General features: G+C 69.1%; 20 protein-coding genes. 9 read left to right on the forward strand and 11 right to left on the reverse strand.

The window, feature by feature from the left end:
• Window positions 1–17 precede the first annotated feature (17 nt).
• Both LQK93_RS18520 and LQK93_RS18525 read right to left on the reverse strand, forming a co-directional pair.
• Complete coding sequence (locus tag LQK93_RS18520; RefSeq protein WP_374969233.1) at window positions 18–1676, reverse strand: FAD-dependent oxidoreductase; 1659 nt, start codon at window positions 1674–1676, stop codon at window positions 18–20.
• Window positions 1677–1797: 121 nt separating this feature from the next.
• Complete coding sequence (locus LQK93_RS18525; RefSeq protein ID WP_374969234.1) at window positions 1798–2730, reverse strand: LysR family transcriptional regulator; 933 nt, start codon at window positions 2728–2730, stop codon at window positions 1798–1800.
• A 166-nt stretch (window positions 2731–2896) separates the two neighbouring features.
• Between LQK93_RS18525 and pseI the strand changes: the two genes are divergently transcribed.
• Window positions 2897–3898: a pseudaminic acid synthase gene (gene pseI / locus LQK93_RS18530; protein WP_374971543.1), complete on the forward strand. Its 1002-nt coding sequence runs from the start codon at window positions 2897–2899 to the stop codon at window positions 3896–3898.
• A gap of 461 nt (window positions 3899–4359) precedes the next feature.
• Here the strand turns inward: pseI and LQK93_RS18535 are convergent, their stop codons facing one another.
• Genes LQK93_RS18535 through LQK93_RS18545 form a run of 3 tightly spaced genes read right to left on the reverse strand, consistent with a single transcriptional unit; the run spans window position 4360 to window position 8589 of the window.
• Window positions 4360–7245 carry an FtsX-like permease family protein gene (locus LQK93_RS18535; RefSeq protein WP_374969235.1) on the reverse strand — a complete coding sequence of 962 codons (2886 nt, stop codon included), beginning with the start codon at window positions 7243–7245 and terminating at the stop codon, window positions 4360–4362.
• A gap of 1 nt (window position 7246) precedes the next feature.
• Window positions 7247–7975, reverse strand: coding sequence for an ABC transporter ATP-binding protein (locus tag LQK93_RS18540; RefSeq protein ID WP_374969236.1), 729 nt, complete (start codon window positions 7973–7975; stop codon window positions 7247–7249).
• Complete coding sequence (locus LQK93_RS18545) at window positions 7972–8589, reverse strand: PadR family transcriptional regulator (RefSeq protein WP_374969237.1); 618 nt, start codon at window positions 8587–8589, stop codon at window positions 7972–7974. The genes LQK93_RS18540 and LQK93_RS18545 overlap by 4 nt, the downstream gene beginning before the upstream one ends.
• Before the next feature lie 252 nt (window positions 8590–8841).
• On the opposite strand from LQK93_RS18545, the gene LQK93_RS18550 reads away from it, so the two are divergent.
• Window positions 8842–9411: a hypothetical protein gene (locus LQK93_RS18550; RefSeq protein WP_374969238.1), complete on the forward strand. Its 570-nt coding sequence runs from the start codon at window positions 8842–8844 to the stop codon at window positions 9409–9411.
• Between the two features lie 25 nt (window positions 9412–9436).
• Entirely contained in the window at window positions 9437–10108 is a 672-nt protein-coding gene (locus LQK93_RS18555; RefSeq protein WP_374969239.1) for a hypothetical protein, read from the forward strand.
• A 65-nt stretch (window positions 10109–10173) separates the two neighbouring features.
• Here LQK93_RS18555 and LQK93_RS18560 read toward each other — a convergent pair whose 3' ends face one another.
• The gene (locus LQK93_RS18560) at window positions 10174–10395 is read right to left on the reverse strand and encodes a hypothetical protein (protein ID WP_374969240.1); all 222 of its coding nucleotides are present in this window, start codon (window positions 10393–10395) and stop codon (window positions 10174–10176) included.
• A gap of 249 nt (window positions 10396–10644) precedes the next feature.
• Here LQK93_RS18560 and LQK93_RS18565 point away from each other — a divergent pair, with 249 nt between their 5' ends.
• Window positions 10645–10953, forward strand: a complete 309-nt coding sequence (locus LQK93_RS18565) for a hypothetical protein (RefSeq protein WP_374971544.1) — start codon at window positions 10645–10647, stop codon at window positions 10951–10953.
• An 811-nt stretch (window positions 10954–11764) separates the two neighbouring features.
• A protein-coding gene (locus tag LQK93_RS18570) for an IS3 family transposase (protein WP_374969241.1) occupies window positions 11765–12942 on the forward strand; the annotation gives its coding sequence in 2 pieces (ribosomal slippage) (window positions 11765–12049 and window positions 12052–12942; 1176 coding nt in all).
• Window positions 12943–13351: 409 nt separating this feature from the next.
• Here LQK93_RS18570 and LQK93_RS18575 read toward each other — a convergent pair.
• Window positions 13352–13924, reverse strand: a complete 573-nt coding sequence (locus LQK93_RS18575) for a dihydrofolate reductase family protein (RefSeq protein ID WP_374969242.1) — start codon at window positions 13922–13924, stop codon at window positions 13352–13354.
• 270 nt (window positions 13925–14194) lie between these two features.
• Here LQK93_RS18575 and LQK93_RS18580 point away from each other — a divergent pair, with 270 nt between their 5' ends.
• Both LQK93_RS18580 and LQK93_RS18585 read left to right on the forward strand, forming a co-directional pair.
• Window positions 14195–14476, forward strand: coding sequence for a hypothetical protein (locus LQK93_RS18580; protein ID WP_374969243.1), 282 nt, complete (start codon window positions 14195–14197; stop codon window positions 14474–14476).
• 115 nt (window positions 14477–14591) lie between these two features.
• Window positions 14592–15065: a GNAT family N-acetyltransferase gene (locus tag LQK93_RS18585; protein ID WP_374969244.1), complete on the forward strand. Its 474-nt coding sequence runs from the start codon at window positions 14592–14594 to the stop codon at window positions 15063–15065.
• Window positions 15066–15124: 59 nt separating this feature from the next.
• Here the strand turns inward: LQK93_RS18585 and LQK93_RS18590 are convergent, their stop codons facing one another.
• Entirely contained in the window at window positions 15125–16486 is a 1362-nt protein-coding gene (locus tag LQK93_RS18590; protein WP_374969245.1) for an IS110 family transposase, read from the reverse strand.
• 642 nt (window positions 16487–17128) lie between these two features.
• Between LQK93_RS18590 and LQK93_RS18595 the strand changes: the two genes are divergently transcribed.
• Together LQK93_RS18595 and LQK93_RS18600 are read left to right on the forward strand one after the other, a co-directional pair.
• Window positions 17129–18028: a DUF1996 domain-containing protein gene (locus LQK93_RS18595; RefSeq protein ID WP_374969246.1), complete on the forward strand. Its 900-nt coding sequence runs from the start codon at window positions 17129–17131 to the stop codon at window positions 18026–18028.
• A gap of 51 nt (window positions 18029–18079) precedes the next feature.
• Window positions 18080–18319, forward strand: a complete 240-nt coding sequence (locus tag LQK93_RS18600; protein ID WP_374969247.1) for a hypothetical protein — start codon at window positions 18080–18082, stop codon at window positions 18317–18319.
• A gap of 246 nt (window positions 18320–18565) precedes the next feature.
• Here the strand turns inward: LQK93_RS18600 and LQK93_RS18605 are convergent, their stop codons facing one another.
• The 3 genes from LQK93_RS18605 to LQK93_RS18615 form a co-directional block, all read right to left on the reverse strand.
• Complete coding sequence (locus LQK93_RS18605) at window positions 18566–19081, reverse strand: NAD(P)-dependent alcohol dehydrogenase (protein WP_374969248.1); 516 nt, start codon at window positions 19079–19081, stop codon at window positions 18566–18568.
• Between the two features lie 46 nt (window positions 19082–19127).
• On the reverse strand, window positions 19128–20177 hold the full coding sequence (locus tag LQK93_RS18610) for a serine hydrolase domain-containing protein (protein WP_374969249.1): 1050 nt from the start codon (window positions 20175–20177) through the stop codon (window positions 19128–19130).
• Window positions 20178–20664: 487 nt separating this feature from the next.
• The gene (locus LQK93_RS18615) at window positions 20665–21249 is read right to left on the reverse strand and encodes a hypothetical protein (RefSeq protein ID WP_374969250.1); all 585 of its coding nucleotides are present in this window, start codon (window positions 21247–21249) and stop codon (window positions 20665–20667) included.
• Window positions 21250–21414: the final 165 nt, after the last annotated feature.

A 21414-nucleotide genomic window follows, 5' to 3' on the forward strand; every position in this document is an offset into this window, starting at 1 on the left:
CCTGTCTGTCGGCTCGCTCAGATCGTCGCGAGATAGCGGTGGACGAAGTAGACCGACATGGACCCCTCGCCGACGGCCGAGGCAACCCGCTTCATGGAGTCCGAGCGAACGTCGCCGGCCGCGAAGACCCCCGGCAGGCTGGTCTCCAGGGCGAACGGTGGTCGGGCGAGGGACCAGCCGTGTGCCGCCTGGCCGGTGACGAGGTCGTGACCCGTGACCACGAAGCCGTGAGGGTCGCGGACCACGTCGGCGCCGAGCCAGTCGGTGCGCGGCGAGGCGCCGATGTAGACGAAGAGCCACGCCGCCTGCACCTCGGTCGTGGCGCCCGTGTGTCGGTCGGCGAGCGTCAGCCGTTCGAGGTGCCCGTCACCCGAGGCGCCCACGACCTCGGTACGGCACAGGACGCGTACTCGATCCTCCTGGCGCACCCGCTCGACGAGGTACTGGGACATGCTCGCCGAGAGCGAGTCGCCCCGCACGACAAGGGTCACCCGCGCGGCGTAACGAGCGAGGTTGAGGACGGCCTGTCCCGCAGAGTTGGCGGCGCCGACGACGTAGACCTCGTCGCCTTCGCACGCGGCAGCCTGGCCGGCGTTCGAGCCGTAGTGAACGCCCCGACCGGCCAGCTCGTCGATCCCAGGGGCCTCCAGACGGCGGTACGACACCCCGGTGGCGACCACCACGCTGCGGGCTTCGATGTCATCCAGGCCATCGAGGCGTACAGCGCGGACCGGGCCACGCGCCTCCAGGGCAACGACGTCCCGGGCCAGGACGAGCTCAGCGCCGAAGCGTCGAGCCTGCGCGATGGCCCGCTGCGCCAGGTCAGCTCCGGACAGGCCGCGAGGGAACCCGAGGTAGTTCTCGATGGCCGCGCTGTGACCCGCCTGTCCGCCCGGGGAGTCGTGCTCGACGACGACCGTGCTCAGGCCTTCCGAGGCCGCGTAGACGGCCGCGGCGAGGCCGGCCGGCCCACCTCCGACGATGCACAGGTCGTAGAGGTCGCGCTCGGCATTGGTCCGCAGGCCCAGGGCCGTCGCCACGGCCAACGGCGTCGGTGCCCGCAGCGTCTCACCGTCCGGCACGAGCACGAGCGGCAGGTCATCCGGCCCGGCGCCGGCGAGGTCCCGCAGGCGGGCGCCTTCCTCGTCACGCTCGACGTCGAGCCAGACGTATGGCACATGGTTGTTCGCGAGGAACGACTTGACCAGGTCACTGGCCTGGGACCAGCGGTGACCGACGACGCGCAGGTCGTTCGTCTGCTCGGGGTGAGCGTTGTGCCAGTCGGACAGCAGGTCGTCCATGACCGGGTAGAGCCGGTCCTCTGGAGGGTCCCACGGCTTGAGCAGGTAGTGGTCGAGGCCGATGTCGTTGATCGCCGAGATCGCGACGTCGGTGTCGGCATATGCCGTCAGCAGCAGGAGCTTCGCGTCGGGCACCTGGTCGCGCACGCGCGCCAGCAGCTCGATTCCGGTCATTCCTGGCATGCGCTGGTCGGCGGCGACGAGGGCCAGGGGTTGGGAACGCAGGACGAGCCGAGCCAGCAGGTCGAGCGCCTGGGCGCCCGAGGAGGCGCGCAGGATGCGGTGCTCCTCGCCATATCTGGCCCGGAGATCCCTCGCGATCGCAGCGGACACCGGTGCGTCGTCGTCCACCGTGATGATCGCCGGTCTGGCCACGGCCTCAGCGTACGAGGGACTGCCTAATTGCGGACCCATGTCGTGGAACTGGACAGCTGGCTGACGGCTGTTGCCGGTGCACGGCCACATCGAGGTGCGCGTTCACGCCGCGGGACGTTCCTCAGTCCTGGCCCGGTCTCGCGGCGTCTGTCTCGCCTTCGGTCTCCGCCGCGTCCCGGGCAGCTGCGCTCTGGACAGCTGAGACGGCTCGGACGGCGGTCTCGACCAACGCTCGATGCGGACCCCTCTTCAGGTGCCGCGCGACCCACACGTGTGGCGGGGCTCCGACGAGGGGCACGAGGACCACTCCTGCTGGCACCGGCGTGCTGGCGAGGCTGACGGCGACGCAGCCTCCGTTGGCAACCGTCTCGAGCGGAGTGCGCGTGGACTCGGTGTGCAGCGGGACGGTCGTGCGCGGTGCACCGTCGAGCGCCGCGTGGACCAGCGCCACCCACTCGGGCGCGAAGGCGGTGCTAGGGATGTAGTGGATGTCGTCGCGTAGATCCTCGGCACTCAGCCCTCCGGCGGCGGCGCGCGGGTCGGCCGCCGGAAGGGCGACGGCCAGCGGTTCGCTCGCGATCCGACGCTGCGCCATGCCGGCCAGACGCGGGCCGGCGGTGCCCAGAGCCAGATCCAGCTCACCGGAGCGAATGCGACGCTCCTGATCGACCGAGCCCCGTTCGCTCACATCGAGCTCCACCTCGGGCAGGGCCGCGCGCAGCAGTTCGACGGCCCGGCGCGGAACCGCGAGGCCGGCATCCGGCACATCCAGGCGCAGGACCCCGAGTCGCGAGGCCGCGACGACGTCGCCGACCCCGCGGTCGAGGGCCGCGAGGACCTGCTCCGCGTAGGGCACGAACGTGTGCCCCGCGTCGGTGAGCGAGACTCCGCCCTGGTGCCGCTCGAAGAGGCGAGCCCCCACCGATCGTTCGAGCCGGCTGATCCGCCCCGACAGCGCCGGCTGCGAGATGAACAGCTCCGCGGCCGCCTGCGTCACGTTGCCGGTGCGCCCCACGGCCAGGAACGCGCGCAGCAGCCCGGTGTCCAGATCCACGAGCATCCACCACCCCGTCCGCCTGACCTGACCTGCGGTGATTCGTCCTGCTGATGACCCTATCCGCGATCACTCTTGGACAGAGCCTCCTCAGGTGGCGAACGCTCGAGGTATGACACCCGACCTACGAATCGGACGGCACACCCTCGGCCCGGGCCACCCCCCTATGGTCGTGGCCGAGATCTCCGGCAACCACGGCGGCTCCCTGGAGGCCGCGCTCGACCTGGTGAGGGCAGCCGCGGGGGCCGGGGCACACGCCGTCAAGCTGCAGACCTACCGCCCCGAGACGATGACGACCCGCTCGGAGCGGCCCGACCACCGCCTGCCGCTCGACCACCCGCTGTGGCCGGGGCGCACGCTGTGGGAGCTGTACGAGGAGGCGCACACCCCCATCTCCTGGCACGGCCCGATCTTCGCGCTGGCGGACGAACTCGGGATCGACTGCTTCTCGGCCCCGTTCGACTCCACGGCCGTCGAGCTGCTGGAGTCGCTGGACGCCCCGGCCTACAAGATTGCCTCCTCGGAGCTGGTTGACCTCCCCTTGGTCCGCACGGCTGCCGAGACCGGGAAGCCCGTGATCTTGTCCACGGCGATGGCCTCGCTTGCCGAGATCGACGCGGCGGTCCGTGCGGTGCGCTCGACCGGCAACAACGACGTCGCCGTCCTCACGTGCGCCCCCGGATACCCCGCCGACCCGGCCGCGCTCAACCTCCGCAGCATTCCCGTGCTGGCCGATGCCCTGGGCGTCCCGGTCGGGCTCTCCGACCACACCGTCGGCATTGGGCCCGCCGTCGCTGCCGTCGCCCTGGGCGCGGTGATCATCGAGAAGCACGTGACTCTGTCGCGCGAGGACGGACCCATCGACTCCGCCTTCTCCCTCACGCCCCCCGAGCTGGCCGACCTTGTCACGAGCACGTATGCCGCTTGGCTGGCATTAGGGGACCCGGCGGCCGGCGCACCGGCCGACAAGGACGTGCCGGGCCGCCGCTACCGCCGCTCCCTCCGGGTCACCGAGCCTGTCCGGCCGGGCGACCCGGTCACCACCCACAACGTCCGCTCGCTCCGTCCCGCCGGTGGGCTCGGTCCGCACGAGTTCGAGCTCGTCGTCGGACGCACGTTCACCAGCGCCGCAGAGCCGGGCGACCCACTGACGTGGGACCTTCTCTAGCGAGAGGCCGCTCATGCTGCTGTTCCTGACGCCAAGCCCCGGTTGCGGGTGGGCGGTGGGGCAACAGTCGGACGGCGCTCCCCTCCCCCAGGTGCATGCTCTACCGGATCTGCCGATGAGCGCGCGATGCGCTCTCGCCCGGGACTCCGACCCTGGGGCGTCCGAGGCATGCAACGGTGGCCAGGCCGAAGGTGCGTTGCCGGGCCCGGGCGACCAGGTAACCCGCCTGCACAAGGTCGCGGTCTCGTGCCGGACCGGTCACTGGGTTCTGGATAAGCCCTGGTTCCTTTCGACAGTGAAGCCCTCAGGAAAGGGCGCCGGCTGTCGGTCGGCTACCGGCAGGAGGTGCCGTCGACGATGTGCACGTGTCCGATTGGGCGAGGTGCTTCCGTGGTCAGGGCCCGCGGCCCTCGTCAGGTCGCGCGGGCCCTGAGATCCTGGGCTATGCCGTGTCGCCGGGCTCAGGTGGCTCGGCGCGTCACCGTGGGCGCCCGCCTGATCGACACCCACGCCAGCGCCCCAGCGACGAGCGGCACGAGTAGCACCGGCAGCAGGATCTGCAGCCAGGGGATGCTGATGATGACCGTGCTGTAGTCCATCCCGCCGTTGTCGTAGGAGGCGGTGAGGATGCGTGAGACGGCGATGCCGGGCGCGATCCCGACGAGGACTCCGAGCACGGCCCCGACCAGCGCGAGGTAGAGGGCTTGGGACGCAGCCAGCGCCCGTCGCGTCCGGCGGGTGGCGCCGACCGCGGCGAGGGTGCCGAGCAGGGGCGCGGACTCCGTCTGACCGAGCGCGGTGGCGATGAGGGTCGCGACGAGGATGATGAGCGCGATGGTGCCGATGACGATGCCGACGACGAGGGTGTCGGCACGTTGGTAGCCGCGCTCGACGGTGAGGCTCGCGTCCCCGTCGCGCGACTGGAGGGCCTCGCGCAACGCCGCCTCCTGAACCTCCGAAATGGGCCCGGCGCCGCGGATCAGGGTCTGGTCCGTGAAGAGGGAGATCCCGAGGCGCGCGGCGGCAGCGGTCGACAAGAACGCTCCGGCGCCGTTGTTGCCGGAGATGACGACCCGCGCCCACTGGGCGTGGCTCAGCTGCACGACGGGGAGGCGCACGACGGTGGGCGGTTCGTCGGTGGGCGTAGTCATCCCGTCCTTGCCCACCGAGACGGTGTAGCGGTTCCACGTGCTGACGCCGTCGGGTGCGGGGACACCGAGCGGACGAAGGTCCGCGATGTCGACACCCGGCCGGGCGTAGCCCCGGCTGGGTTGCAGGGTGTCGGCGACGTGCGGGTCGAGGACGGCCACTGCTCCCCGCCGCAGCTGGCTGCGCTGGGCCGCATCAAGACCGACGAAGTCCGCCAGCTCGTCGGCGTCGACGATCGGCAGCGCCGCGCCGGGGAGGAAGGGCTCGGTGGAGACGGCGGCGCAGGGCGGCAGAGCCCCGTTGTCGATGGTCAGGCCGTCGCGGTAGGCAACCTCGGGCGCGGTCTGCGCGAAGGTGCAGCCGGGGCGGATCGCGACCAGCCGGACGAGCGTTGACCCGTCGTTGGACGCTGCGTGGAGGGTGAGGGAGCGCAGCGTCGGGTCCGTGCTGCGAAGGACCGCTGCCATGTCGGCCGACGACGGGTTGAGGGGAGCCGATACGAGAGCCTGGCCCTCGAGGGTCTGGTTGCTGTAGCTGCGCGCTCCGCGCTCGGTGTCGGCCTGCAGGCCGATGCACACGGTCGTGAGTACGGCCGCGCCACCGAGGATGGCGGCCACGGTGGGGGTGGCGCGGCCGCGCAGGCGTCCTGCCTCCCTGGCTGCCATCCGGGTCGGCAGCGGCAGCAGGTGGGCGATGCGGGCGACCCCGGCCAGCACCAGCGGCACGATGAGCAAGGCGCCGACGACGATGAGGAGCACCCCGCCGAGGAAGACGTAGAAGTAGGCGTCAGAGGACCGGTACGACGCAAAGAGCACCGCGACCACGCCCGCCCCGACCAGCACGGCACCCACGAGCGGGACGCGGCGCCGGAGCGGGGCTGAGACGTGCTGGCCCTTGAGCACCGAGACGATGTCGAGCTTGCCGAGCCCCCGGCTGGGCACCAGTGCGGCCACGACCGAGCTGACGACGCCGGCCACGAGGACGATCAGGATCGAGCTCCACGAGACTTCGGACGGGCCGAAGAAGTGGGTGGGCGCGATCTGGTGCGTGATGCGCGCCGCGAGCAGGCCGACCACGACGCCCGCGACTGCGCCGATGACCGCCGAGAGCGCACCGAGCACGAGCGCCTGGCCGAGGACGGTCCGCCGTAGCTGGGCTCGGGTGGCTCCGTTGGAGGCCGCCAGGGCGAGGGAGTGGCGTTGCCGGGCGGCGCCGACCGCGAAGGCGGGTCCGGCGAGGAGACTCGTCAGGAGCAGCAGCCCGGTTGACGCGGCGAGCACGATGAAGAGCTTGTTCGTGTCACCGGGAAGGTAGGTGTCGGCTGGGAGGCGGATCGTCTCGGGGTGCTCGGCGACGTAGCGGCTGAACACGCCCACGCCGTAGGTGTCGAGCCGCTCGATCTCGGACCAGGTGATCGGGGCCGACCGCTCGACGAGCCATTGGCGCTCGGCGCCCTCGGCGACGGGGAGCCCGACGAGGTCGACGGGGCGCACCTCGTCGGGGCTCGAGTTCGTGAAGCCGGTGCCGACCCCGACGACGACGAGCGTCTGCGACTGCATCTCGTCCGGACGTGGCATCGTCTGCAGGGCGAAGGTCCCCGACCTGGGAAGACCCGCGGCGATCCCGGCCTCCGTGACGACGACCTCGTCGGGGGCCGTGGCCCAACGACCGGACTCGAGCGAGACGCGTGGGGCGAGTGTCAGCCCGGCGCTGCGGGGGTCGATGCCAAGGATGCTGACGGCGGCGGAGTGCCGCCCGACCCGGGCCCTGCCCCCGGAGAGTGTCGCGGCATGCAGGCGGGCCCCGACGAGGCGGCTGAGCGCGGCTTCTTCACGGCCCGGCGCGTAGCCCGGTACCGGAGCGGCGGGGGCCTCTTGCGCGGGGCCGCCGGGTCGGGGGCCGGAACTGCTGCGCGGGTCGAGCAGCTGATGAAGCGCCGTGTCCTGCGGATCCATGAGGTAACCCTGCGTCTGGCCCAGCTGCAGGGGCAGGCGCTCGGAGGTGTCGAGGTCCTCGCTGAACCAGAGGGTGCTGCCGGCGGCAAGGAGCAGGACCGGAAGGCCGACCATGATGACGACGAGCAGGCTGCGACCGCGGTGTCGGCGCACGTCGCGGCGCGCCATCCGCAGCGAGACCCGCCAGCTGCCCCGCCAGGTCTCGAACCGCGACGGTGGCGGGGTCGTGGTGTGGCGGCCCACCTCAGCGCGCCTCTGTCAGAAGGGACTCCGCGCTGGGCGCGGACCCTGTCTCGTCGACGATGACGCCGTCGCGCAGGAAGACGACCCGGTCGGCCCAGGCCGCGTGACGGGCCTCGTGGGTGACGAGCAGCCCGGCCGCGCCGGCGTCGCACCGCTGGCGCAGCAGCTTGAGCACGCCCTCGCCCGTGTGCGAGTCCAGCGCGCCGGTCGGCTCGTCGGCGAGCACGAGCGCGCGTTCCCCGACGAGGGCTCGGGCGATGGCGACACGCTGCTGCTGCCCGCCGGACATCTGGTCGGGATAGCGGTCGGCGAGCTCGCGCAGGCGCAGCTGGTCGAGCGCGTCGATCGCCTGCGAGCGGGCGCGCCGCACCGACCATCCGTCGAGCTCGAGGGGCAGGCCGATGTTCTCGGCCGCGGTGAGACTGGGGATGAGGTTGAGGTCCTGGAAGACGAAGCCGATCGACCGGCGCCGCAGGGACGCCAGCCCCTTCGGGTCGAGGGAGGCGACGTCCACGCCCTGGACCACGACCCGCCCGCTCGTCGCGCGGTCGAGCCCGCCGGCGAGATTGAGCAGGCTCGACTTCCCCGAACCGGACGGGCCCATGACGGCGACGAGCTCGCCCTTGGCGACGGTGAGGGAGGCGTGGCTGAGGGCCACAACCTCGGTCTCGCCGGCACCGTGCACGCGCGAGACGTCGTCGAGGAGCAGCACGGAGGCCTCGGCGCTCATCGGCCCGCCCCCTTCGTCCCGAGAGCCGGTGCGGTGTCGTCGGACCCCGCCTCGCCCGGGACTGCACGTGGCCTTCTGAGGGAGGCTGCCGGCATACGGCTCAGGGTCGCCTCGACGTGGTCGAGCCAGCGCACCTCGGACTCGGCGGCGAAGAGCAGGTTCTCGAGCACGAGCAGCCAGGCGAGGTCGTTCGCGTCCGGGTCGTCGGTCGCGCGGCTCTTGAGCCGGGTGAGGTCACGCAGGTGCCGCAGCGTCGCGGTCCGCTGCGTCTGCACCACGCGGGATACGTCGACGCCGGGGGACGTGACCGCAAGCGCCAGCTTGATGACGAGCTCGTCGCGCGGGGTCGAGTCGCGGTCGACCGGCGTCAGCCACCACGACGCGCTCTCCTCGCGGCCCGCGGCGGTGAGGCGGTAGGCGATGCGGCCCTCCTCGTCGGGGCCGCCGACGGGCTCGACGAGGCCGTCCCGCTCGAGTCGGGACAGCGTCGTGTAGACCTGCCCGACGTTCAGCGGCCACGTGCCGCCCGTGCGTGCCTCGAACTCGCTGCGCAGCCGGGCGCCGTACATCGGCTCCTCGGCGAGCAGAGCGAGCAGTCCTTGCCTGACAGACATGACTAACCCCCTGAATACTCGGTATGTCCCTGTGAGTGAGCGTGACGGTATACCGGGTATTCAGCTTTTGCAACGACTTTGGGTCACGGTGGCCGTGAAGACATGAACGTTCGTCCAAACATGCGGCTCGTGGACGACGTCCGAGCATGCCGCCAGTCGCTCGTTGAGGGGCTTTCTGTACTGGCTCAAGCCGCGCGCCTCGACCCGACAGAGTAGCGCTGGGGACCCGCACCGTTGTGCCACAGTGATGCCGTGGCCGCCCGGGAAACTCGACACGTCTACACCGTTAGGCCGGGCACGCCACGGCACGACGTCGAAGCCGCTCTTCGAGGAGCCCTGACCGCTCTGCGCCGCGACTTGGAGTACATCGCGATTTCGATGGGACCCGGCGACCGGTGGCCTGACGAGGTCGAAGGTGAGCTGTCGAGACTCGAGTTCGACGAACGCTGGCGAAGCTACCTCGACGATCGCCAGGCAGGTATCGCCGACGATCTGGACCCAGGCAACCCAAAGGAGTTCGAACTGGGCCTTCTGCTCGCTCCCTTCGCCGAGCACCTCATGAGCATCAGCTTCGAGAGCGCAGGCGAAATCGCCTCCTACAGCGCAGCCGCCGAAGTCCGCTTCGCGCTCACCAGCACTCAGCACACCGAAACAGTGCGCTTCATGAAGAGCGAAGGTGCGGACCCCGGCTGCCTCGTGCCAGCGCACGGAGGCACCCAACTCGCGATCTGTGATTCCGCGTCCCGCGTCGCTTCCCCACATGCCGCTCTATGGGCGGCATCCGGCACTCCCCTGCCGAACCAAGGCGGGAGGACATACTGACGACGTGCCACCCCTCCATCCCACGATGAGCATTTGGCTCATCCGCCCCTCGAGCTTCGTCACCACCGCCGTTGTGGGATGCGTTGTGTGGTTGCTCGTGCTTGAGAACACCGACTGGATGGCGCGGCATGACGCCGTCTTGGGGCCGATTGGCCTCGTCGGGGCGCTCGCCCTCACTTGGGCGATGAACTGGCCGCAACACCTCACATTCGACGGCGACCGCTTCGTCAGAAGGGCGTGGTTGCGCCCCGCGCTGGTGTTGCCGGTGAGCGATATAACCGCCGTGGCTGGCTACTACCTGGCGAAGGCTGGCCCGAGGATCGCCATTGGCGGCAGCGACCCTCGCCTGGCGCTCGATCTGATGCCGGGCGCTGCGGACCAGGCACTCATGCTTCGCCGTCTCGGGAGACGACTCGAGCATCTGGACATGACCAATGTCATTGCGGACGAAGGGACGCGTCGTGCCTTGGGAATTCCAGGCGGGGGTTTGCGTGACCCCTGGACGCCCGAGCACCACATTCCGGCGTGCCCTGCCTGCGGACACGATTGGCGCGAACATCCCGGTGCCTCGACAGATGCCGCGATCAAAGGCAAGTGCGCGGAGTGTGTGTACGAGACGAAGCACCTGCCGCGACGCGAGCGGGTCACTGCCTGTTCAGCTGAGGCAGGTTCATGGCAAGGCCCGGCTGTCACCTAGACCGCTGCGCCCCCCACGCCTCGCCAGCTGCGTCGACCGGCTCAACAGTTCGGCGTGCCCACGACTCAGGCCGGGTGGAGCCACCTGCGGCGGACATGGGTGACCTGTGGCTCTGTCGTGTATTCGGGCGCGCAGACGCGGCAGTTCGCACGGCCACAGGTCGGTGACTCCGTGGAGGCGATCAGGCGCAACGCCTCGTCCATGTACTGATCCGTGAACTGGCGCACCAGGTCGTCGCGGCCCTCGCCAACAGCCGCGTTGACTTTCCAGACATAGTCGTCGTGCAAGCGGTGCAACGGCCCCAAGCTCCACATCCCAGAACGCCTCTCCTCGCCAGCAACCAAAGGCGCAGAACGCCCGACGACCCTGCCCTCGGATGACACCTCAGTATGCGCCGCAAGGGGTCGGGCCCACCAGCGTTGAGGGCGGCTCCGCTAGCCCGGTCGCGCCTCTGAACCGCAACAATGGCGTCGTCGATGAAGCCCGAGGAATACGCTCTCTAGGCACCGCGAGGCTGTAGTTTGCCGCAGGTGACAATGCCAAACCACACCCCCAGGACCGACAGCGATGCGGACAATCCTGTCGTCTCCATGAGACTTCGGAACCGGGTGCGCATCAGTGCGGGAGTCGCGCTGGTCTGGCTCGTCCTGATGTCGGGGCTGACCGCTCGCTACGACTGGAGTACCGGGGCCGCTTGGCTGATTGCTGCCGTGGCGGTTGCGGTTTTCGCGACGGGCGTGGCAACGATGCTGCGTATGCGCCACGCACCGATGGCGGTTGCTGCTCTCCTGATGCTCACCCTCGTGGCCATTTTCTGGACAGGGCTGGTGACCGGCGGAATGTGAGGAGCCCCGGCGCCGACACGCCACCTAACCGATGGTGGGACCGCACAACCGAGTACACCGCACAACCATCAGCGCGAGGGATGCGCGAGCGTTCTTCGAGGGTGTCGCTCAGCAGGCGCCGGGCGGCGACTACGGCGGCTGGGAAGCCAGCGCGTTGACGTATGCGGCTGCCGCTTAGCGTGCGGACTCCTGGGGCAATGGGCGCCGGCGGAACGGCCCCTGGCTGCGGCCCTGCCCTCCTTCCGGAACCACGCCAAGCACGAGTGCCATGATCACACTCGTCGCGCCGATGGGCACTGACAAGCTCAAAGCGCGGGTGATTAGGGTCCAGTCCCACCGGCCCTCGAGCAGTAGTCCGAGAACGCCGAGCGTCACGCACGCCATCAGCGCGTATGGCCAACGCCGACCGGCACGCTGGGCGTAGGAAAGCCTTGGCTCTGCTGGGCGGTCGCTGGGCATGTGCGGATGCTCTCATGCGGGTGTGCCAGCAGACCGACACATCGGGCTCCCGGGGGGCGCATCGTAGGTAGCAAACGTCCTCTACTGCCGCTCCTCGGATGGGACGTCGTGCCATGCCGTCGATCGGTAGTGCCACTCTCTGAAGTCGAGGAAGGCGCAGGCTGCCGATCAGTCAACGACGGGCATACTCAGTCCGTGCCTCAGCTATTCGACGACGTCACGCTCACACGTTCAGGCTTTCAACTGCGTCCACTGAGCGAGAACGACGCTGAGGACGTCGTTTGGGTCTGCTGCACGGATAGGTGACATCTGATCTGCGTCGATGTGTGTCGGCGCTGGAAGGATGTGCACCATGCCCAAGGCGTTCCCCAAGGAGTTCCGCGAGGACGTGATCCGGGTCTTCAAGGAGTCGGACGCCTCCATCGCCCAGGTCGCGAAGGACTTCGGCATCTCGCCGTCGTGCCTGAAGCGGTGGCTGACGATCGATGAGCGACGCTCGGCCAGTGCCGCGAGCCCTGCCCGGACCTCCAGCGAGTCCGAGGCGCTGCGGGAGGCGAACAAGCGGATCAAGCTGCTCGAGCAGGAGAACGAGGTCCTGCGCCGCGCGGCGGCGTACCTCTCGCAGGCGCACCTGCCGGGAAAATGATGTACCCGCTCGTCCGCGAGCTCGCCGGCGACGGGATCCCCGTCACGGTGACGTGCCGGGTGCTGAAGATCGCCCGCCAGCCCTACTACCGCTGGCTCACCAACCCGGTCACCGACGCCGAGCTGACCGCGGCGTACCGGGCGAACGCGTTGTTCGACGCCCACCGCGACGACCCGGAGTTCGGGTACCGGTTCTTGGTCGATGAGGCGCGCGAGGCCGGCGAGGCTATGGGCGAGCGGACCGCGTGGAAGCTCTGCTCCCAGCTGGGCTGGTGGTCCGCGTTCGGCAAGAAACGCGGGCGCAACGGCAAGACGCCGGGGCCACCGGTGCACGACGACCTGGTCGAGCGGGACTTCACCGCGCCAGCGCCGAATCGTCTGTGGCTCAGCGACATCACCGAGCACTGGACCGGCGAGGGAAAGCTGTACCTGTGCGCGGTCAAGGACGTGTACTCCAACCGCATCGTCGGCTACAGCATCGACTCACGGATGAAGTCCTCGCTCGCCGTCGCGGCCCTGGACCACGCGGTCGCCCGCCGCCACGCTGACGGCGCCGACGTGGCCGGGTGTGTTCTGCACACCGACCGCGGGTCGCAGTTCCGGTCCCGGAAGCTGGTCCACCAGCTCCACCGCCACGGCATGGTCGGCTCGATGGGTCGCGTCGGCGCGGCCGGCGACAACGCGGCCATGGAGTCGTTCTTCGCGCTGCTGCAGAAGAACGTCCTGGACCGTCGTGCCTGGGCGACCCGCGAACAGTTGCGGATCGCGATCGTCACCTGGATCGAACGGACCTACCACCGCCGCCGGAGACAACCGCGACTCGGACGGTTGACCCCGGTCGAATACGAGTTGATCATGACCACAACCGCCACCCAGGTGGCCTAACCGAAACTGTCACCCGTTCGTGCAGCAGACCCTCCACCATGGAGTCCGCTTCACAACCGACTCGGCTGCTGTGCGTCTGGCGGTCGACATCCCATTGATCGTGGTCTTAGCTTGGGTCGTCACTGCGTGGTTTCGCGTCTCGTTGAAGGAGTCCGCCGACGGGGCGAAGCGGAATCCGAGGCCCTGGTAGCGGCTGACTAGGTCGGGTCGCCCGTGTGGATGGGCGCTTAGCGATTCCGGCCGATCGCGTGAACCAGCCCCGACCTGAGGACTAGGACAAGTCGTGCTTACGGTCGGCTCTCCAGTGCCAATACCGCACGAGGGACCAGACAAGCTGCACGATGGCTCCAGTGAGGACTAGGCCGACCCCCAGGGCCGTCACCCGTGCATGAGCGCACCGTTTGAACGCTCAGTGGAGAACGTCGAGCACCTGCTTCTCAATGCCGTTGGCGTAGACCTGGTGCTCGACGAGGCGTAGTCGTTGGGCGGCGGTGTCAGCGTCGCTGAACAGCGACTTGCCGGCGCCGAGCAGCACCGGAAACACCAGCAGGTGGTAGCGGTCGATCAGGCTGGCCTCCTGCAGCGCCCGGTTGAGCGTCGCGCTCCCGTGCACGAGCAGCGGGTCACCGTCGCTCTCCTTGAGCTCGGCGACCTCGTCCACCGACCGGAGGATCGTCGTCTGGCCCCAGTCATCGACCAGGTCGTCCTCCTCGAGGGCCGTGGACACGACGTACTTGGGCAGGGTCTTGTACCGGGCGAACTCGGCCATGCCGGGCCACACCGGCGCGAACAGCTGGTAGCTCCTGCGTCCAAGTAGTAGGGCGCCTGCCTCCTCTTGCTCGCGGCCCTTGAGCTCGTAGGCCTCCGGCAGGAAGTCGACGGTCTTGAAGGTCCACTGGGTGTCGTGCAGCCCTGGGTCGCCGCCGGTGGGGTCGAGCTTCCCGTCGAGCGAGACGAACGAGGTGGAGATCAGGGTGCGCATTGACGTTCTCCTTCACAGTTGCTGACGTCGCTTCCACCAACACGTCGAATGGCGGCAGTTGCATTCGACCCCCGCCCGGATGTTGCCGCGCCAGGTGCAACGCGAGGAACCCGCTTGCCCATGCTCGGCCACCACGACCCAGTTTGTCCTTGACGCCATCCGGCCAAGGTCCTCGTTTGCCGCGGTGCGCGCACGGCCGACCGACCACGTCGGGTACAGGATCACGCCGGAGCGGCACCCATCGCCGGTCGCCGGACTAGCCTGAGTTGGGTGTCTCCGAGTTCTGAACGGCGTGCGGCGTGGGAGACGGTCAGTGCCTATCACGAGGCGCAACTTGCCCTTCTGCTGGAGCGAGTCGGGGTTGAGATCGATCGTTTCCGCGGCGGTGAGTTGGACGCGTTCGAGGCAGACCAGGTCTTGTTCCAGTACTCCCGGGCGGCCAAGGAACTCTGGAAGTTCTGCAATGGCGTGGACGTCGAGTGGGTGGCGCGTGACATCCGTGAGCGGGCACCGGATCAATGGTGGGAGCGTGGAGCACCTCGGCGACGCTGATCGAGCCCACCCGACAACGCCGCGTGCCCGGGCGCCCGCATCTGCCGCTCATCGGCCGTGGCCGCGGCTGCACATCAGGTCCTCCCGCTGGCTGCCGCACAGATAGCCTCCCGTTATGGCCGCCCTACAGCCGCTCACTATTGAAGAGCTCGAGGCCTTGATGGCGGTGCAGCGAGAGGGCGCCGTCGCCGGACTCGGCCATGTTTTCCCGCAGGAGACACACCCCTTCCCCGAGCAGCGGGTTCGTGACCGGTGGAAGCGCGAAATCGCCGATCCAGACGTCGACTGCTTCGTCATCAAAGACGCCGGACGGGTAGCCGGATTCGCCGCGACGCGAGCCGATGAGCTGCTTCATTTCGGTACGGCAGTGTGGACCTGGGGCAGCGGTCTAGCCGGCATCGCACACACCGCACTTCTCGAGCACATGCACGCGAAGGGGCACCGAGACATCTTTCTCCGGGTCTTCGACGAGAACACACGCGCCACGCGCTTCTACGTCCGGCGCGGCTGGGTCCGCACCGACATCACCACCCGAACCACCTTCCCCCCGCATCCAACGCTTCGACGCTACGAGCGGCGACTCCCCTGACGTCCGGAAATGCCGCGTTAAGGGCGGCTACGCTCGCCCGGTCATGGCACCCCTTTAGGTCAAGACGTGGCGAGGGCCGGGGTTCTACGCTGGGTGGTGACGGGTCCGGGAAGAGGCTTCTCCGAAGAGCCGGTCTGGGGTTGTGAGCCGGTCACGCTGGAGTCAGAGACGTTGCCCCGGTGCCCTCCCGGGCCCGTCACCTCTCCCGCTCCGAGGGTGCGCTCACGCCTGGTCTGATCGGCGAGCATCCGCGCGTACACGACGTTCGACAGGCGCCTCCTCAGGGACCGCAGCGCCATCAACGACGGTGTCCCACCGGCCCTGCGGGCGTCATAGAAATCCCGCCCCGGGCTCGGGTTCCGCAGCTGGACGACGGCCATGATGTGCAGCGTCCGGTTGATCCGGCGGTTACCCGCACGAGAGAGCCGATGCCGTTGCTGCGCCCCGGAGGACGCGTCCAAGGGCGCGGTGCCGTTCCAGGACGCGAACCGGTCCTTGTCCCGGAAGCGGTGGATGTCCCCGACGTCGGCCAGCAACCGTGCGGCGCCGGTCGGCCCGATCCCGGTCAGCTCCAACAACGTGGAACCGCGCTGGAGCACCAGCGCGGTCAGCTCCTTCTCCGCGGTCTTGATCTTGCGGTCGATCACCTCCAGCTCACCGATCAGCTCGACGACGAGCCGGCGCCGGGTCTTCCCGACGAGGTCACGCGGCTTGACCTTCGCCACCAGGGCGCGGGCATGCGGCGCGGACAGGAACGTCTTCGCCCCGCCCGGAATCAGTTCCAGCAGAAGCCGATGCAGCCGATTCACCGTCTGCGTCCGGGCCCGGCCCAGCTCGTCACGCCGGTCGACCATCATCCCCATCACGACCAGGTCATCCTCGACCAGCACCGGCCGCAGCCCCGGCTCGGCCGGCGCGTACAACGCGGCGAGGGCGACCGAGTGCGCGTCGACCGGGTCGGTCTTGCGGGCGTTGCCGGTGGCGAAGATGCGCACCTGCGCCGACAGCTTCGTCGGCACGTCCACCACGTGCTCCCCGTCGTGCACCAGCCGGTGTGCCAGGTGTCGGCCGATGCCGTTGCACCCCTCGACCGCCCACACCCGCTCCCCCGGCTCGCCGTGGGCACGCCCGGCGGCGAGCATCGCCGCGTAGCCCGCCTGGTTGGTGTCGAACCGCCCGACCTCGAGTACTCGACCGGTCTGGTCGATGACCTCGATCGTGGCCGAGCGCTTGTGCGGGTCCATCCCGATGATCACACCCGTAGCCCGTGCACCTCCTTCGTTCCCGTCGTGATGTGGAAGCGGGGAGGGCATCGCTACTTTGAGCAGAACAAACCCCTTTAGAGCCTCTCCTCGCGCGGTGCCCGACGAGGCCGCATGCCATGAGAGAGCCACACCAATGACGCCGGTGGGCAGCCGCATATGAGAGCGTCTCGCCGAGCACCTGGACCGAGTCTGGCCGGACACCGATCCTGCAACCAGTCTCTAAGTAGCCGCAGAGCGCGATCGGGCGTGGGTGGGCATGCCCTTCTGGGCTGAACGTGTCTGCATACGTCGTAGGTCTTCGTGTGCACGCCTCGTGAGCGCACGAATACAACTTGAAAGGCCGCTATGAAGGGCGAAGACCCACTCGGGGTTATTTCGCCTGGTGGGGGTGAATCGCCACGGCACCCTGAAGTGATGCCTTCTCGTAGAGCCCCGGCGCGGGCTGGCAGAACCGTCCCGCATGCTGGTCACCCGTCCCGGTTCCTGAGACCTGCGCGGCTTTTGGGGCACTGCGTCCGCCCCAAGTCGGGTGCTATGCGCCGCTGGTCCTGCCGTGTGCCCCGTTCCGCGGTCGCGGCCGTTCTGGCGCGGGGACGCTGGATGGATGCCCTGGAGACGCCGGGGCACTGAGGAGCAAGAGCCGTGAAGACACTCAACCTCTGCACGGAATCGGCCTGACAAGCCCAGACGACAGGAGTCACCCTCCTTCAGCCGCACCGCCAGGCTTCGGATTCACGCGCGTTCCGCGCTCCGCTCGGCGACCAAGGAGGAGGTGGCCTTCTTCATCAGGAGGAAACCATGTCAAGTAGCCTGCACCGACTACTCGCCACACTCTGCACGGCGGCTGTGCTCTTTGCCACCGGAGCGACACTGGCACCTTCGCCCGCTCAGGCGCTGGCCAAAGTCCCGTGCAAGCCCGGTGTCGGCATCCGCCAGGTCGATCCCATCGTGGCCCGAGGGTCCGCGACCTCGGCGCACCTCCACGAGTTCTTCGGGAACAAGGCCCTGCTGAACTTGGCCGAGCCGCACAACGCCACCTACGACCAGCTCGTCGGCCAGGCGACCGCGTGCACCCATCCCGGAGACAGCGCCGCGTACTGGGCTCCCGGCCTTCTCGTCAACGGGAAGCTCGCGCCAGCAGGGCGATTCGTTGCCTACTACCGCAGCTTCGACCACAAGGACATCGGGGCCGCCCAACCCTTCCCCGCAGACCTACGCATGGTGACCGCCAAGTACAGCTGGTCGTGCAACGAATCGTCCACCATCGTGCGACAGCTGACGATCCCGGACTGCTCCACCGCCACCGGAACCACCGTGCGACTGACCGTGCACTACACCTTCCCCTCATGTTGGGATGGCAAGCGCGGCGACCACACCACACCGGGAAACACCGCCGACTTCGCACCGTCCGGGGTCACCAACCACTTGGCGTTCTTCACCAAGAGCGCGAGCGGCACAAGCTGTCCGGCCGGCTACCCGATCAAGCTGCCGGAACTGCTGGAGAACGTGTCATGGGGCGACGGGACACCCGGCTACTGGGCGGGAAAGCAGCTCAGGCTCACGTCCGACGGGCCCGCAGACGCGCCAGGCGCGACATCCCACGCCGACTTCCTACAAAGCTGGGAACCGGCAGCACTGACAACCATGGTTGCCCACTGCATCAACGTTGCACCGCCCTCCACCGGTGAGTGCGGCTAGAGCTCGCCGCCCCGATTCGTCCAGGCCGGCTCCTCAGGGGTCGAGGCCGTCATGCTCACCGATTTCCACCACAAACCGCTGGTCGTCCTCACCGCGGGCGCCGAGACCGACGCACTGCACAACGCTGCTCAGAACAGGCTGGCCAACTTGTCGACCGACACCTCGCACCGGGTCGTTCAAGGCGCCAACCATGCCGGGCTCATCCTAGACGAGCGGTACGCGCAAGCCACAACCCGGGCCATCCTCGACGTCGTGTCCTCGGTCCGAAACAACCGACCACTGACGAAATGACCACGGCGGCACCCTGGGCGACGCGTTCGCGTGCTCGCGGCACCCCCCGAGCTGCGTACCGTGCGGCGTGAGGAGCGGGTCCATCGTCACAGTGAGCGCGTTCCCTCACTGACCTCCCGAGTACGGCTATCCGCGGTTGGAGGACTGTCGTCTCCTGACCTCGTTGCACGACGTCGCCCGCCGACTCGAGCTGCAGCGCCGCGGCGGCTGCGTCGGCCAAGGATGTAAGCAGACTGTCGGTCACCGTCACACGGTGACGGCCAGCCGCCCCGACGTAGCGCCGGTCTGCAGCTGGGCGACGGCGTCGGGGGTCTCGATCAGCGGGTAGGTCCGCGCCATCACGGGGGCGACCTTCCCGGCCTCGACGAGCTCATTGATCGCCCTCAAGTCCGCGGCGGTCTCCTTGGCCACGAAGAACGTCAGCGTCTGCCGCAGGAACGGCGACAGCACGGTGGCACCCAGCTGCCGCTGCAGGCCCCCGATCCATCGGTCCCCCTCCCCGCCCGCGATCACCAAGGTTCCGCTCGGGGTGAGGGCGCGGCGCAGCCGCCGCAGTGGTGTGCGGCCGAACACGTCGAGGATCAGGTCGTATCGCCGAGCGCCGTCGGCGAAGTCTTGCCTGGAGTAGTCGACGACATGCTCGGCACCGAGGGAATGCGTCAGTTCCACGTCACGCGGGCCGCACACCCCGGTCACCTCCGCGCCGAAGGCCTTGGCCAACTGCACGGCGATGCTGCCCACCGCCCCGGAGGCGCCGACCACCAGAACCCGCTGCCCTCTGCTGAGACGCCCCACCTCTTGGGGGGCGTCAGCTGCTGGGTGGGCCGCCCGTCGGTGATGGCGATGTGCTGCCACTGAGGAGGCGATCGATCATGGCCTCGTAGGTCCGGGCGTCCACGCGGAAAACGTGATCACCGGTGAGGAGAACCTCCGTCGTGAAGACCGCCACCAAGTGACGGGACGGGACGACCTCGATCAGCTGGCCGCCGAAACCCACGGCGGCATAGGCGTCCTCGGCGCCGGCCTTGGTGACCCACCACTGGTAGCCGTAGCCGTCGCCGCCGAAACCACCGTTCGTGGGAACGTGAGCGGTGGTCGACTCCTGGACCCACTGGGCCGGCACGATCTGTCGGTTGCCCGCCTTGCCGTGGTCGAGGTAGAGCTGGCCGAGCTTGAGCATGTCGGTGGGTTTCACCTTCAGGTACCCGCCGCCGAAATGGATCCCCTGGGGGTCCACCGGCCAAGTGAAGCCGGCCCGGTCGTAGGCGACGGCAGACGCGGCTAGGGAGGCTGCGGAGGCAGGGCCGAGCCGTAGCTGCGTCGCGGGCCGGGTCTCGATCGCCAAGGGGTCGAAGAGCCTGGCGCGGGCGTACTCGAGGAGGGGGCGGCCGGTGGCGTGCACGAGGATCGCAGCGAGCAGGTGCGAGGATGCGGTCGAGTAGTGGAACTCCCCGGTCGGTTGCTGGAGCCCTTCGCGCAAGATCGCGCCGACGAAGTCCCGAGAGTCCTGCCAGGACCTCACCGAGTCATCGGTCGAGTCGGCGTCCAATCCGGCGGTCATGGTCAGCAGCTGCCGCAGGGTGATCGCCGCCACGTCAGCCGACATCTCGCTGCGACGGTCGGGGAGCAGCTGGGCCAGGGTCTGGTTCTGGCCGCGCAGGGCTCCGTCGGCCAGCGCGATCCCGACCAGGGCGCCCACGATGCTCTTGGTGACCGAGGCGACGGTGTGGTAGTTGGCGGGGGTCGTCTTCTCGTAGTGCTGCAGGACCGGCTTGCCGCAGACGCTGAGCAGCACGGCCCGCAGGTCGCGGAACTGGTTGGTGTAGCTGTCGGCTACCTCGGCCTTGACGATGCCCAACAGGCGCGTCCCCAGACCGGCCGCGGCGCTCTCGGTGTACGGGCAGAGTGTGGCGCTCGATGCCCGTGCGTCCCGATTCGACGTCGTGCTCTGTACCGGCGCGGCGGTGGGCTCCGGGGCTGCGGTGCACGCCGCCGCGCCAAGCGCGGTGGCCATCGCGACACCGAGCAGCCACCGGCGCCTTCCCGGAGCCGGTTGGCTGATGGTGCGTACTTCGCGGCGCTGTCTCATCGCGCACCCCGCTGTAGGTAGTGCCGGTTGTCAGCCGATCATGCCGCTGGCTGTAGAGACGTCCCGTTGCTTCCCACAGTCGAGACACTCCTCGTAGCGGGCCCCGTAGTCGGTGCCGTTCGGGTACCGGTGCGTGCGCCGGCGGTGCCCTGCGCGCGTCACGTCCGCCTTCGGCCACAAGCCACTACCAGACCGGCCCGGCTCGCGCGCATGACCCTGACCAGGAGCCAACCGTGTACATCAGGACCCTTTCGCGTCAGGGGATGATGCCCGCTTGCCATGCGGCATGTCTTGGCGGATCTGACGAACCGGGCGGTCGGGCAAACACCGACGGATCGACCTGTGCCGCCTCCGGCGAGGTCTCGAAGCCCGGCAGCAAGTTGCTCATGGCGGTCGATTGCGTCGCGGTCGCCGCCACCGGCGCGAGCACGGATCCAGCGAAGAGGGAGTCCCCGGACGCCGGCGACGGGTCGCGGGCGCCGTGACCCTCGGTGACGCCGTGATCGGGCCGGCGCAGCATCCGCACGAGATACCCGCGGTCGGTCTCCTGCGCGACCACCGCGGCATGGGCCAGCTCGGCGGCAGAGCTGCTGATCGGCCGGTCCTCCTCCGGCAGGTCATGACACAGCCGCAGAAACAGGCGCTCACGCTGTTCCGGTGGGAGCGCAGTGAACGCCTCCTGGTGGGCCTGCTCGAGACGTTCGCGTGATGCCACGCGCAGCAGGTACTTGTACCGCGCGGCATCACGCGCCTGCTCCACCGCAGTCGGCCGGTGGTGTCCCGGCTCACGGCTCAGGTCGGCCTTGCTGATCAGACGACCGACTTCGTCGCGGATGCCCATGGCCGCGCCCCCTCGCTCGACCCCACCCAGGAGTTGGGTGGGCAAGGCACAGGTCGGACGATCGTCCGACGAGGCCCCGCACGATCCACGATCCTCTCGGCGCCGCTCACGGTCAACATCCAGCGGCGTCACAGCGCTCGACCACCGCGGCGACGAAAACCCTGC

Source organism: Terrabacter sp. BE26 (genome assembly GCF_041941675.1).
GTDB lineage: Bacteria > Actinomycetota > Actinomycetes > Actinomycetales > Dermatophilaceae > Terrabacter.